General features: G+C 70.3%; 12 protein-coding genes. 10 read left to right on the plus strand and 2 right to left on the minus strand.

The window, feature by feature from the left end:
* Positions 1 to 17: 17 nt before the first annotated feature.
* Positions 18 to 1319, minus strand: a complete 1302-nt coding sequence (locus tag ACIQFU_RS05520) for an alanine racemase (protein ID WP_402549145.1) — start codon at positions 1317 to 1319, stop codon at positions 18 to 20.
* A 136-nt stretch (positions 1320 to 1455) separates the two neighbouring features.
* Between ACIQFU_RS05520 and ACIQFU_RS05525 the strand changes: the two genes are divergently transcribed.
* From ACIQFU_RS05525 to ACIQFU_RS05560, 8 genes are all read left to right on the plus strand, one after another.
* Entirely contained in the window at positions 1456 to 2574 is a 1119-nt protein-coding gene (locus ACIQFU_RS05525; protein ID WP_402549147.1) for a sugar kinase, read from the plus strand.
* Positions 2571 to 3335 (plus strand): IclR family transcriptional regulator, encoded by a 765-nt coding sequence (locus ACIQFU_RS05530; RefSeq protein ID WP_402549148.1) that lies wholly within the window; start codon positions 2571 to 2573, stop codon positions 3333 to 3335. The genes ACIQFU_RS05525 and ACIQFU_RS05530 overlap by 4 nt, the downstream gene beginning before the upstream one ends.
* Positions 3332 to 3742, plus strand: coding sequence for a RidA family protein (locus ACIQFU_RS05535; RefSeq protein WP_402549150.1), 411 nt, complete (start codon positions 3332 to 3334; stop codon positions 3740 to 3742). Before ACIQFU_RS05530 ends, ACIQFU_RS05535 begins: the two co-directional genes overlap by 4 nt.
* A gap of 122 nt (positions 3743 to 3864) precedes the next feature.
* Positions 3865 to 5346, plus strand: coding sequence for a GntP family permease (locus ACIQFU_RS05540; RefSeq protein ID WP_402549151.1), 1482 nt, complete (start codon positions 3865 to 3867; stop codon positions 5344 to 5346).
* 112 nt (positions 5347 to 5458) lie between these two features.
* Entirely contained in the window at positions 5459 to 6115 is a 657-nt protein-coding gene (locus ACIQFU_RS05545) for a hypothetical protein (protein WP_402549152.1), read from the plus strand.
* 67 nt (positions 6116 to 6182) lie between these two features.
* Positions 6183 to 7508, plus strand: a complete 1326-nt coding sequence (locus tag ACIQFU_RS05550; RefSeq protein ID WP_402549154.1) for an Nramp family divalent metal transporter — start codon at positions 6183 to 6185, stop codon at positions 7506 to 7508.
* 159 nt (positions 7509 to 7667) lie between these two features.
* On the plus strand, positions 7668 to 8066 hold the full coding sequence (locus ACIQFU_RS05555) for a peptidase inhibitor family I36 protein (protein WP_402549156.1): 399 nt from the start codon (positions 7668 to 7670) through the stop codon (positions 8064 to 8066).
* A gap of 85 nt (positions 8067 to 8151) precedes the next feature.
* A complete protein-coding gene (locus tag ACIQFU_RS05560; RefSeq protein WP_402549157.1) occupies positions 8152 to 9075 on the plus strand; it encodes a hypothetical protein in 924 nt (307 codons plus the stop codon).
* A gap of 223 nt (positions 9076 to 9298) precedes the next feature.
* Here ACIQFU_RS05560 and ACIQFU_RS05565 read toward each other — a convergent pair whose 3' ends face one another.
* Complete coding sequence (locus tag ACIQFU_RS05565) at positions 9299 to 11014, minus strand: chitinase (RefSeq protein ID WP_402549268.1); 1716 nt, start codon at positions 11012 to 11014, stop codon at positions 9299 to 9301.
* Positions 11015 to 11321: 307 nt separating this feature from the next.
* Between ACIQFU_RS05565 and ACIQFU_RS05570 the strand changes: the two genes are divergently transcribed.
* Positions 11322 to 12275: a hypothetical protein gene (locus ACIQFU_RS05570; protein WP_402549160.1), complete on the plus strand. Its 954-nt coding sequence runs from the start codon at positions 11322 to 11324 to the stop codon at positions 12273 to 12275.
* 90 nt (positions 12276 to 12365) lie between these two features.
* Positions 12366 to 13073 carry a Flp pilus assembly protein CpaB gene (gene cpaB, locus ACIQFU_RS05575; RefSeq protein ID WP_402549161.1) on the plus strand — a complete coding sequence of 236 codons (708 nt, stop codon included), beginning with the start codon at positions 12366 to 12368 and terminating at the stop codon, positions 13071 to 13073.
* Positions 13074 to 13077: the final 4 nt, after the last annotated feature.

A 13077-nucleotide genomic window follows, 5' to 3' on the forward strand; every position in this document is an offset into this window, starting at 1 on the left:
CTTCTCCCTCAGATCCCTCAGAAGAACGTGCGGATGCAGTCGACGACCGTCCCGTCCGCCTCCGCGACGGGGATGAGCTGCCATTTGTCGAAGGACGTGCAGGGGTGGGACAGGCCGAGACCGACCCAGTCGCCGACCTCCAGCTCCGCCTCGGGACCGGTGCGCAGCCAGGCGTGCTGGTCGGACAGGCCGCTCACGGCGATGCCGGCCGCCGGACGCTCGGGGCCGCCGCCGGCCGGGCGGACCGCCTGGGCGAAGGGCAGGTCCAGGTCGTAGGCCGCGTCCCGCTTGCCGGCGTTGGCGAAGGCCTGCTCGGGGGAGGGACGGGAGACCACCTGCGTCCACAGCCGGAACGCGGGCTCAAGGGCGCCCTCGGAGGGGACGCGGTTGAAGGGGGTCACCTCCCGGTAGTGCCCGTCGTCGTGGGAGACGTAGGCACCGGAGCGCAGCAGCTTGAGCACGGGCCGGGACAGGCCGGGGACCTCGGCGAACACGTCGGCCACCGCGTCGAACCAGGCGCTGCCGCCCGCGCTCAGCACGATCTCCTCCAGGCCCTCGAACCGCCCGGCCCTGTCGAAGTCGGCCGCCAGCGCGACCAGCCGCCGCAGCCACGCGTGCACGCGCTCCGGGTCGGCCTCCGGCACCTCGCCCTCGTACCCGGCGACCCCCGCCAGCCGCAGCGTCCGCGTCCCGGCCACCGCGTCGGCGACCGCCGCGCAGTCCGCCTCCGTCCGGGCCCCGGTCCGGGCGCCGGCACCGGCGCCGAGCTCCACCACGACGTCCACCGGGCGGGCGGCCCCCGCCGCGGTCAGGGCCGCGTCCATCAGCTCGACGCCGCGCACGGAGTCGACGTAGCAGACGAAGCGGAAGTCCGGGTCGGCGTCCAGTTCGGCCGCGAGCCTGTGCAGGGCGGCGGCGTCGACCAGTTCGTTGGCCAGGAAGATCCGCCCGATGCCGAAGGCCCGCGCCACCCAGACCTGGTGCGGCACGGCGAGGGTGATGCCCCAGGCGCCGTGCTCGATCTGGCGGTGGAAGAGCTGCGGGGCCATGGAGGTCTTGCCGTGCGGCGCGAAGGCGAGGCCGTGCCGGGCGGCGTACGTCTCCATGAGCTTCAGGTTGTGCTCCAGCCGCTCGGCGGACAGCGCGAGGACGGGGGTGGCGAAGCCGCCGGTGAAGAGGTTGCGGCGCTGTCCGGCCAGCTCGGCGAGGGTCAGACCGTACGCGCTTGGCGGGAGGCCCTTGAAGCGGTGGTCGACGCGCTCCGCGGCCAGCTCGTCGAGGGCTTCGCGGCCGTTGACAGGGCCGATGTCGAGGGCCATGGAGCCTCCCTGATCTGATCCGTTGCAAATCCTGCAACGATCGTTGCGTATATCGCTTACTGCTGTCTAACATCTCGGCGAACGCGGGGTCAACGGAGCCGCCGCCCGCGAGACGCGCAGAGGAGCCACGACCATCGTGACCGTTGACGGACCCCGCAGCACCACCCCCGACGTCGTGGACGTCGTCGCGCTCGGCGAGTCCATGGTCACCTTCCTGCCCTCCCGCCCCGGGCGCCTCGCCGACGTCCCCTCCTTCGAGCGGGCCATCGGCGGCGCCGAGTCCAACGTGGCCTGCGTGCTCGCCGCCGCCGGACACTCCGCGCGCTGGGTCGGCCGGGTCGGCGCCGACGGCTTCGGCGACCACCTCGTCGCGGCCATCGGCGCCTACGGCGTGGACGTCTCCGCCGTGCGCCGCGATCCCGCCCGCCCGACCGGCATCTACTTCCGCACCGCCGGCGACCGGGCCACCGACGCCCACGAGGTCGCGTACTACCGGGCGGGCTCGGCCGCCTCCGCGATGTCCGTCGACACCATGGACCTCGACGCCATCCGCTCCGGCCGCGTCCTGCACCTGTCCGGCATCACGCCCGCGCTCTCCGCCGACTGCCTCGCCCTGATGCGCGAGCTGACCGCCCGCCGCCCCGGCCGGCCCCTCGTCTCCTTCGACGTCAACCACCGGCCCGGCCTGTGGCGCGACGCCGGCGACGGCCCCGAGGTGCTCCTCGAACTGGCCCGCGGCGCCGACCTCGTCTTCGTCGGCGAGGACGAGGCCTGGGGCCTCGGCGGACCCGAGGCCGTACGCGCCGCGCTGCCCGAGCCGGAGCTGCTCGTCGTCAAGCAGGGCGCGACCGGCGCCACCGCCTTCCACGGCACCGACGTCACCTCCGTGCCCGCCCTGCACGTCGACGTCGTCGCCGCCGTCGGCGCGGGCGACGCCTTCGCCGCCGGGTTCCTCTCCGCCACCCTGCGCGACCTGCCCGTACGCGAGCGCCTGCGCCACGGCCACCTCATGGCAGCCGCCGCCCTCACCGTCCCCGGCGACCTCGCCACGCCCCCGCCCGCCCGTCACCCGGCCACCGCCCCTCACGGAGCCGCTTCGCGGCGCCCCTCCTGGATCGGCCACGCCGACCGCCTGGCCGCCCTCGACGACGCGGCGTGGGGGAGACTGCGACTCGGCCCCGGCTGGACACAGGACGGCGAACGGCCCGGCGACAGGACGGGCGAAGGGGCCGACGAGGAGGTACGCACACCATGAGCCAGACCGTCGACCGCGCGCTCGGCATCCTGCCGCTGCTCGCCGAGGGCCCCGCCGACCTGGGCCGGGTCGCCGACCGCCTCGGCGTGCACAAGTCCACGGCCCTGCGCCTGCTGCGCACCCTCCACGACCACGGCTTCGTCTACCGCCAGGCCGACCAGCGCTACCGCCTCGGCGCCCGGCTCATCTCCCTCGCCCAGGAGGCGATGGAGAACCTCGACGTCCGCGAGATCGCCCACCCCCACCTCGTACGCCTCAACGAACAGGTCGGACACACCGTCCACCTCGCCGTGCACGAGGAGGACGAGGTCCTCTACATCGACAAGGTCGAGAGCCGCTACCCGGTGCGCATGTACTCCCGGATCGGCAAGCCCGTCGCCATCACCGTCGCCGCCGTCGCCAAGCTGCTGCTGGCCGACCTCCCCGAGAACGAGCGGCGGGCCGTGGCCGAGCAGCTCGACTACCCCATGTACACGGCCCGTTCGACACCGAACGCCGACGGGTTCCTCAAGGAACTCGCCAAGGTGCGCGAACAGGGCTGGGCCACCGACCTCGGTGGCCACGAGGAGTCCATCAACTGCGTCGCGGCGCCCATCAGGGGCGCCGACGGCCGGGTGGTCGCCGCCATGTCGGTCTCCGCGCCGAACGTGGTCGTCACCGCCGACGAACTCCTCACCCTGCTCCCGCTGGTGCGCCGTACGGCGGACGCCATCAGCGGCGAGTACTCCGGCAGGACCCCAGCCAAGGAAGTCACCGCATGACCGACAAGATCGCTCTCGTCCCCGCGACCCACACCGTCCCCCCGGCGAAGTTCAGCCACGGCGTGAAGAAGGGCAACATCCTCCAGGTCGCCGGCCAGGTCGGCTTCCTCCCCCACGAGGACGGCAAGGCCCCCACCCCGGCCGGCCCGACCCTGCGCGAGCAGACCCTCCAGACCCTCGCCAACGTCAAGGCGATCCTGGAGGAGGGCGGCGCCTCCTGGGACGACGTGATGATGCTCCGCGTCTACCTCACGGACGTCGGCCACTTCGCCGAGATGAACGAGATCTACAACGCCTACTTCGAGGAGCAGGGCCTCACCCAGCCGCCCGCCGCACGCACGACCGTCTACGTCGGTCTGCCCGCCGGGCTGCTCATCGAGATCGACGCGCTGGCCGTCCTCGGCTGACCGTCCCTTCCGCTCCGCCCGCCTGACTGTCTGTGAACGGCACGGCGTCCCCCACCCTCGGGGCGCCGTGCCGCGCTCCTCCCTGCCCGAAAGCTCCATGTTCTTATCCAGAGGACCCCCGCATGTCCTACTCCTTGCTCCCCCTTGCCGCCGCCTCCGAGGCGCCACCCCACACCGGCGGTCTGCTCACCCTGATCGACGGCACCGCCGGCCTGCTGACCGTCGCCGCCATCGGCATCGCGCTCCTGCTCTTCCTCATCATCAAGGTGCGGCTGCAGCCCTTCGTCGCGCTGCTCGCCGTGTCCATAGCCGTCGGCCTGCTCGCCGGCCTGTCGGTCACCGAACTCTTCGGCACCGTCCAGAAGTCGGACGCCGTCTCGACCATCGAGTCCGGCATGGGCGGCATCCTCGGCCACGTCGCCATCATCATCGGCCTGGGCACCATGCTCGGCGCGATCCTCGAAGTCAGCGGCGGCGCCCAGGTGCTGGCCTCACGGCTCCTCGGCCTCTTCGGGGAGAAGCGCGCCCCGCTCGCCATGGGCCTCACCGGTCTGATCTTCGGCATCCCCGTCTTCTTCGACGTGGGCATCTTCGTCCTCGCGCCCATCGTCTACGCCGCCGCCAAGCGCTCCGGCAAGTCGATCCTGCTCTACTGCCTGCCGCTGCTGGCCGGTCTGTCGATGACCCACGCCTTCCTGCCGCCGCACCCCGGCCCGGTGGCCGCCGCGGGGCTGCTGAACGTCAAGCTCGGCTGGATCATCCTCATGGGCATCGTCTGCGGCATCCCCGCCGTCCTCGCCGCCTGGGTGTTCTCCGCCTGGATCGGCCGCCGCATCTTCGTGCCCGTGCCGCAGGACATGGTCGAGGCCGCCGAGGAGGCCAAGCAGGCCGTCGTCGAGGAGCAGCGCAAGGCCGGCGTCGCGCCGAACGAGAACCCCGTCGCGCTCGGCACGGTCCTCGGCATCATCGGCACCCCGCTGGTCCTGATCCTCGCCGCGACCTTCTCCTCCATCGCCCTGGACCCGTCCACCCTCCGCTCGGTGGTCGAGTTCTTCGGCAACCCGTTCGTCGCCCTGACCATCGCCCTGCTCCTCGCCTACTACCTCCTCGGCATCCGGCGCGGCTGGTCCCGCAAGTCCCTGGAGACCGTCTCGACGGCCTCGCTGAAGCCGGTCGGCAACATCCTGCTGGTCGTCGGCGCGGGCGGGGTCTTCGGCGCCGTCCTCAAGGCCAGCGGCGTCGCCCAGGCACTCTCCGACACCTTCAACGACGTCGGCCTGCCGGTGATCGTCCTCGCCTACCTGATCTCCGTGGTGCTGCGGGTCGCCCAGGGCTCGGCGACCGTGGCCATCGTGACGACGGCGGGCATCGTGGCGCCGCTGCTCGCCGAGGGTGACCACTCGCAGGCCTTCGTCGCGCTGGTCATCATGGCCATCTCGGCGGGCTCCATCTTCGCCTCGCACGTCAACGACGGCGGCTTCTGGATGGTCGCCAAGTACTTCGGCATCAGCGAGCGGGACACGCTCAAGACGTGGACCGTGCTGGAGAGCGTCCTGTCGGTCGCCGGGTTCGTGGTGGCCGCGGTGGTGAGCCTGTTCGTGTAGGCGGCTCGTGCGGGCCGCCCGCTACGACTCCTGCGGGCGGCTCGTGTAGGCGTCTGATAACGAAGTTGGGGCCGACTGTGTCCGGCACAGGATCGTCGACCATACTGCCCGCGTGGAGCAGCGCAGAGGATCGACGAGCCAGCCCCTGGAAGGCGCCGGATTCGACCCGGCATTCATCCCCGGGCTCACCGCGCCCGTGTCCGGTGAGCCCGAGGACGTGAGACGCGAGGAGGCGGAGGCCGGGAAGGACGCCGACGCGGAGACCGGAAAGACCCCGGGTTCCCCGCAGTCCCCGGCAGCCGGCGAAGCGTCCGCGCAGGACGCCGCGGAACAGGAGGACGAGGCCCCCGTGGACGGCCCGGTCTTCGAGGCGTCCGACCGCCGCGCCAGGATCGTCGCCGACCACAAGGGCGTACGTCTCTCCCTCGACGACCAGAGCTGCGAGTTCCGCTGGGACGAGGTCGGGGCCGTCGAGACGGAGACGGGACGCTTCGGCAAGCGGTTCACGGTGACGGTGCACACGCCGGACCGCCGCTGGTACCCCATCGAGATCGAGGCCGCCTCCCGAAGCAGCTTCCCGGAGTGGGAGTCGGCCCTGGACGAGGTCCTCGACGCGTACTTCGAGGACGGCGAGTCGGAGGCCGCGGCCGAAACGGAGCCGGAGGCGGAGGCGGGGACGGAGACCGAGGCCGAGGCCGAAGCCGAGGACGTCTCTCAGGAGGAGAAGAAGGGCGCCGAGGAGGCGGAGGCCACCAACCGCGCCGACTAAGCACATCGGGTGAAGATCCGTGCACGCCCCCTTGTCGCACCGGCGGGCGTGGGCTTTCTTGACCCCCATGGCGGACACCACGGGCAACACCTCAGACGCAGGCGTAACGGGTGGGTCGGACTCGGTTCCCCGTAAGTCCAGTTGGCGCTACATCGGCCCCGGCATCGTCGTCGCGGCGACCGGCGTGGGCGCCGGCGACCTCGTGGCCACCCTCATCGCGGGCAGCAACTTCGGCTACACCCTGCTGTGGGCGGCCGTCATCGGCTGCCTCGTGAAGATCTCCCTCGCCGAGGCGTGCGGCCGCTGGCATCTGGCCACCGGCCGCACGCTCTTCGACGGCTGGGCCAGCATCGGCCCCTGGACCACGTGGTTCTTCGCGGTATACGCCGTGATCTGGGGCTTCGTCTACGGCGCCGCGGCGATGTCCTCCAGCGCCCTGCCCCTGCAGGCCCTCTTCCCCGACGTGATGGACCTCGAATGGTGGGGCATCGCCTGCGGCCTGGTGGGCCTGGTCTTCGTCTGGTTCAACAAGTACAACGTCTTCGAGAAGGTCATGACCGTCCTGGTGGGCGTCATGTTCGTGGTCACGGTGTACCTGGCGATCCGCGTCACGCCCCACCTGGGCGACGCCTTCGCCGGCCTCCTCCCGGTCGTCCCGGACGAGAAGGACTCGGTCCTCAACACGCTGGGCCTGATCGGCGGCGTGGGCGGCACCATCACGCTGGCCGCGTACGGCTACTGGGTCAACGCCAAGGGGTGGACCAACGCCGGGTGGATGAAGGTCATGCGCCTGGACAACCGGGTCGCCTACGGCACGACCGGCATCTTCGTCGTCGCGATGCTCTTCGTCGGCGCCGAGCTGCTCCACTCGGCGAACATCGCGATCGCCGGCGGCGACAAGGGCCTGATCCAGCTCGGCGACATCCTGGAGCAGGAGTACGGCACGGCGACCGGCAAGCTCTTCCTGATCGGCTTCTTCGCCACCTCCTTCACCTCGCTGATCGGCGTCTGGCACGGCGTGAGCCTGATGTTCGCCGACTTCCTCGCCCGCCGTCGCGGCGAACGGGAGGCACGGAGCGACGAGTTGGCCTCGGGCCGCCGCGAACGCTCCTGGGCCTTCCGCGCCTATCTGCTCTGGCTCACCTTCCCGCCCATCGTCCTGCTCTTCCAGGGCGAGCCCTTCCGCCTCATCATCATCTACGGCGTCCTGGGCGCCGCCTTCATGCCCTTCCTCGCCCTCACCCTGATGTGGCTCCTCAACTCCTCCCGCACCCCGCGCGAATGGCGCAACGGCGGCCTCAGCAACGGCATGCTGGCCGTCGCGGGCCTGCTGTTCCTGATCCTGTGCGTGAAGCAGATCTGGGACCAGCCGTGGTCGGAGTTCTTTCAGTAGAATCGCCCCTCTTTGTGGTGATCGTGCGAATAGGGGTGCTTATTCACCCGCGTGATTCCGCCATCGCCGGAAACCCTCTTGCGGTGAACGATCTTGCACGGCATCCTTCCGGGTGCAGATCGTGTATCCAGAAGGAAAAAAGAGGGGGACATTATGGGTTTGAGAAAGAGAATCGCGGCGGCATCCGTCGTCCTGGCGACCGCCGGCGCGACCGTCGGCCTTGTCGCTCCTTCGGCGCAGGCGGAGACCCGCTGCAGCACGCTCTATCTCTGCCTGTACTACAACTCGAACCAGCAGGGTTCGTTCCGGGTGTTCGTCTCGAACACCCCGAACTTCGCCGGATACACCTTCACGGGTGACGGGGCGGGATACGGCCAGGCCGTGAAGAACAACGCCGCCTCAGCGTCCAACGGATTCCCGACGAGCAGTGGCCGCAGCGCGCGCATCTTCTACAACTCGAACTACGCCGGCGCCTACGACAACGTCGGCCCGTCCAGCGCCAGGAACCTGAGTAACACGTACAACGAGAACGCGTCGTTCCTCTGGAAGACTTCCTGATTCAGTACATCAGTGAAATGCCGCCGGCCCGGTTCCTGTAAAGGAGTCGGGTCGGCGACACGTTATGGGATTCGGGTCGGGAGCAATGGGTTTCGGTCTGCTGAGTGACAAGCTTCCGCGCTGTCGGCCGTTGGGTGTGGGGGCGGTACTTCTCGCCGCTGTCGGTTGTTCCTCGCAGCACTCGGAGCCGGAGGGCGGGCCGACCCCCGCCGCCCCGCGGCCCTCGACCCTGCTGGCCTCGGTCGATCTCCGGCTGCCCATCGAGGACTACCTGTTCTCCGACGCCGAGATGGGCAGAGTCCGTCAGGCCCAGCAGACGTTGATCGAGCGCTGCGCACGCCGCTTCGGCCTCACCTACGAGCCCGTCTCCGCGGGCCCGCCCGTCGGCCCTCGCAGCGTGATGGACCGGCGTTACGGGCTCACCGACGCGAAGCTGGCGCGCGCGGACGGTTACCACCTGGGCGACCGGGATCCGCGGATCCACGAAATGGAGGAGTTCGAGGCCCCCGAGGGGAAGATGCTGACCGTGCTGACCGGGAAACCCGGCGATTCCGGTGGCGACAAGGTCAACGGGGTCGAAGTACCGGCCGGGGGCTGTGCCGGTGAGGCCGGACGTGAGTTGTCCAAGGACGAAACCCTCGGATCGAGCGATCTCGCCCAGGACCTCAACGGGAGGAGTTTCTCCGCCACCAAGGAAGACCCGCAGGTGCTCGCGGTGTTCAAGTCCTGGTCGCAGTGCATGAAGGGCAAGGGGTTTTCCTACCCGGACCCGCTGACGGTGATGAACGACAACCGTTTCCAGGGGCAGAAGTCCACTCCGCTCGAAATCAGGACAGCCGTCGCCGATGTGGCCTGCAAGGGGCAGGTCAATCTCGTCGGCATCTGGTTTGCCGTCGAAGTAGAACACCAGAAGTCACTGATCGTGCAGGAGAAGAAGAACCTGACTCCGGTGCTCCAGGACAAGCGGCACCAGCTGAAGGCAGCAGACGCCGTCAATTCCCCCGGCTGACGCCCGGCCGCCCCGTCCAGGCCCGAGGCCACTGCGGGCCTGGAGTTCTCCGACCCCGCACTTCGACTGGCCGTCTCACAATCTTTCGAAGGCGAAGGCCTTCCGGTCGATGAGATCCCCGGTTGGTTCGCCGCAGTACAGCCCTGAAGCGCGGCGGCAGGCCCCCGCCCGCGTGGCGGCGGACGGGGGCCCGGTCGGGAAGGCGCAGCCTGTCGGCAGTGAGTTACGGCAGTGCGTGCACGTGTGCTCCCACCGCGCTCGACCACGCGTTGCCCGCCGTCGCGTCCCAGTTGGTGGACCAGGTCATCGCGCCGCGCAGCTCGGGGTAGGTCCTCGACGGCTTGAAGGAGCCGCAGCCGGTCGCCTTGGTGAGGCAGTCCAGGGCGGCGTTGACCACCGACGGGGAGACGTAGCCGCCGCCCGCCGCGCGGGTGGAGGCCGGCAGGCCGAGGCCCACCTGGGACGGGGCGAGGCCGCCCTCGAGCTGGATGCAGGCCAGGGCGGTGAGGAAGTCGACCGTGCCCTGGGCGTACACCTTGCCGTCGCAGCCCAGCATCGTGCCGCTGTTGTAGTACTGCATGTTGACGACCGTGAGGATGTCCTTCACGTTCAGCGCCGTCTGGAAGTAGCCGCCCTGCGTCGACTGCATGTCGATCGTCTGCGGGGCCATGGTGAGGATCATGTCCGGGCCGGCCTTCGCGGACAGGGCGCGCAGGGCCTGGGTCATGTAGGTCGGGTTGAGACCGTTCTCCAGGTCGATGTCGACGCCGTCGAAGCCGTACTCCTGCATGACCGAGTAGACGGAGTTCGCGAAGTTCGTCGCGGAGGCGGAGCTGTTCACCGAGACGGTGCCCTTCTCGCCGCCCACCGAGATGATGACCTTCTTGCCCGCGGCCTGCTTGGCCCGTACGTCCGCCTTGAACTGGTCGGCCGTGTAGCCGCCGAGCCCGGCGGAGTCCAGGTTGAAGGTGACGGCGCCCGGCGTCGTGGTCGCGTCGGCGAAGGCCACCGCGATGATGTCGTACGCGGACGGCACGTCGGAGATCTTCTGGACCGTCGCCCCGTTGTTGAAGTTCTGCCAGTAGCCGGTCACCGCGTGCTTGGGCAGGTCGCCGCCGTTCCCGCCGTCGTCCGGCGCCGTGGTGCGGGCCGTGACCGCCGCCGACTTCGCCGACTCACCGGCCGCGTTGGTCGCCGTGACCTGGAAGGAGTACGACGTCGAGGCCGCGAGGCCGGTCACCGTCGCCGACGTGCCGGCCACCGCGGTCACCTTGGTGCCGTCGCGGTAGACGTTGTAGCCGGTGGCGCCCGAGACCGTGTTCCAGGCGAGCGAGGCGGAGTTCGGCGTCGTACCGGAGACGCTCAGGCCGGCCGGGGCCGAGGGGACCGTGGGGTCGGGGTCGCCGTCGTCGCCGCCACCGCCACCGTCCGGGCCGAAGACGGACAGGTCGTCGACGTAGTACGCCGACTGCCCGTACCAGCCGTGCGTGTACACCGTCACGGACGTCGTCGAGGAGCCCGTGCTGAAGGTGGTGCTGAGCTGCTTCCAGGAGGCCGAGTCCGGGGTCCAGGTCGACACGTCGGTCGTTCCGGTGCCCGTCACGCCCAGGTAGGCGTAGCCGCCCTGCACCCACGCGCTCAGCGTGTACGTCGAGTTGGGCTTCACCGCGACGCTCTGCGAACACCGCGCGTTGTCCTGCCCCGCCGGGGTGGCCTTCAGCGCGGCGGAGCCCGCGTGCGCCGGGGAGGAGACGGTGGTGCCGCTGTTCGCCGAGCAGGTCCAGTTGCTCAGACCGGACTCGAAGCCGGCGTTCTTCGCGTTGTTGACGTCGGCGGCCGACGCCGGGCCGACGGCCGTGATCGCGAGGGCCAGGGCGGCGGTGACGGCGCCCGCCAAGGAGCCGAGACGTCTTCCGCGCCGTCTGCGTACGGGGTCCACTGCTGCCTCCGGGGGTGGGGTGGGGCGGGACGGGGGGACGGTGGCCACCGTTGAAGTACAAGGTGGTCCAGACCAATTGAAGGTGTCAAGAGGTAGGTGCGGACCAAGTTCCCGGCCGGGCCGTGGTGATCGACGGGTCCTCGAAAATGCTCAACCTGCCCCGTTTTGGAGCAACTTGTGCGACACAAGATGTTCGGCAGCTGCAGAAACGCTGTTCTCCGGTCACAGGCGCGTGGATACAGTGCTCAGGTAGTCACGCAGTGAAGTCATCCGGGTGTGCCGGAGTAACACCGGCGGACCGACGGGCATGGGAGACGGGGAGCCGCGCGTGCCAACTGCCATTGCCGTGACCAGTGCCGACATGGCACTGCCGCCGCAGGACGAACGGACGCTGCCCGCGGCCGTCCTCCAGGACGCCGGCCGGCGTCCCCTGGAGCACGTCCTGGCCGAGCTGCAGACGCTGGTCGACCAGTGCGGACACGTGATCGTGGTGTGCTCCCAGGCCGCCCCGGCGAGCGTGGAGCGACGGCTCCACACCGTCCGCGCCCTCCTGGAGACCGACCGCATCGCCCTCTTCAGGCCGCCCCTCCCGCCGCTCGGCATCGCCGTACTGGCCCGCCAGTTGCGCCAGCTGGCCTCCTGCGACCTCGGCCCCGGCGTCCTAGCCTCCGCCGGCCGCCTGCTCACCCACTACATCCACGCCGGCGCGCTCCTCGGCTCCGTCGCCCGGCTCGACCGCGTCCCGGTGGACCTGAAGGCGCACGCCAGGTCCTGGGTGCCCGGCAGCCAGTTCGGCGTCGTGGCCCACCCCGAGCCGCAACTGGTACGCATCGGCCCCGAAGCCACCCTGTCCGGGCCCGAGTTCGGCACCTCGCTGCTGGTCGCCAAGGGCCAGCTCACCTCCGACTGGGTCACCGGCACCCTCGCCCCGTCCTGGCGTGTACAGGGGCTGCGCGAGGCGGCGCTGCCCGCGGAGTCCCCGGACTGGTGGGGGACGGGTCGGCTGACCGAGTTCTGCGCGTACCTCCCCGACCTGTCGGTCCTCTACCAACTGGTCACGTCCGTTCGGCAGAGCGCCTGCCACTGGTGCGGCATCGACGTCATCGGCGACCGCTGCGTGTTCTGCTCCGCGACACCGCCCGTGTACGACGCCGACGGCGGACGGGGGAGCGGCGACGGGACCGGCCGGGACCGTGCGCTGGGGCACCGCCGTGATCCCGCCCTCGGCCGCCGCCGTGAGAGACGAGCCCTGACTGGGTAGGCCCGTAGCGCCCCGTCCGCCACCGCCCGACCCGGCCCCCGCCCGTCCGTCCGTCCGGACATCCGACCCCCCAATGAGGTTGCACGGCCCATGAACTCCCGTCAGCGCCGCGGCATCATCCTGCTGATCCTGTCGGTCCTGTGCGCCCTCGGCGCCTTCGCCGGCGTGCTGTCCGTCATCGACGACGTGAAGTCCAAGGTCGGCCCCGAGGTGACCGCGTACCGGCTGAAGTCCGACATCGAGCCCTACACGGAGCTCGACGCGGCGCAGTTCGAGAAGTCCGAGATGCCCGAGCGCTGGCTGTCCGAGAACGCCGTCACCGACCTGTCCCAGGTCCGCGGAAAGACAGCCGTGACCCGGCTGAAGGCGGGCTCGCTGCTCCAGACCGACATGATCGTCGACACGCCCGCCCTGCGGCCCGGGCAGCAGGAGGTCGCCATCATGATCGATGCGGCGACCGGCGTCGCCGGCAAGATCACCCCCGGCTCCAGCGTCAACGTGTACGCCACCTTCGAGGGACAGCGCGAGGGCGACCCCGACCAGTCCAAGATCATCGTGACCAACGCCAAGGTCATCGACGTCGGCGAACTCACCTCGCTCGAGCCCGACGAGGAGAGCCGCGACCGGGAACCCACCGACGCCGTCCCCATCACCTTCGCCCTGTCCACCATCGACGCCCAGCGCATCACCTACGCCGAGTCGTTCGCGCGGCGCGTCCGGCTCGCACTGGTGGCTCCCGGCGGCGACACCACGGTCCCCGACAAGGACCGGACGTACGAACTCGCGAAGGACAAGTGAGAGC

It is taken from the genome of Streptomyces sp. NPDC093065, assembly GCF_044754585.1.
Lineage (GTDB): Bacteria > Actinomycetota > Actinomycetes > Streptomycetales > Streptomycetaceae > Streptomyces.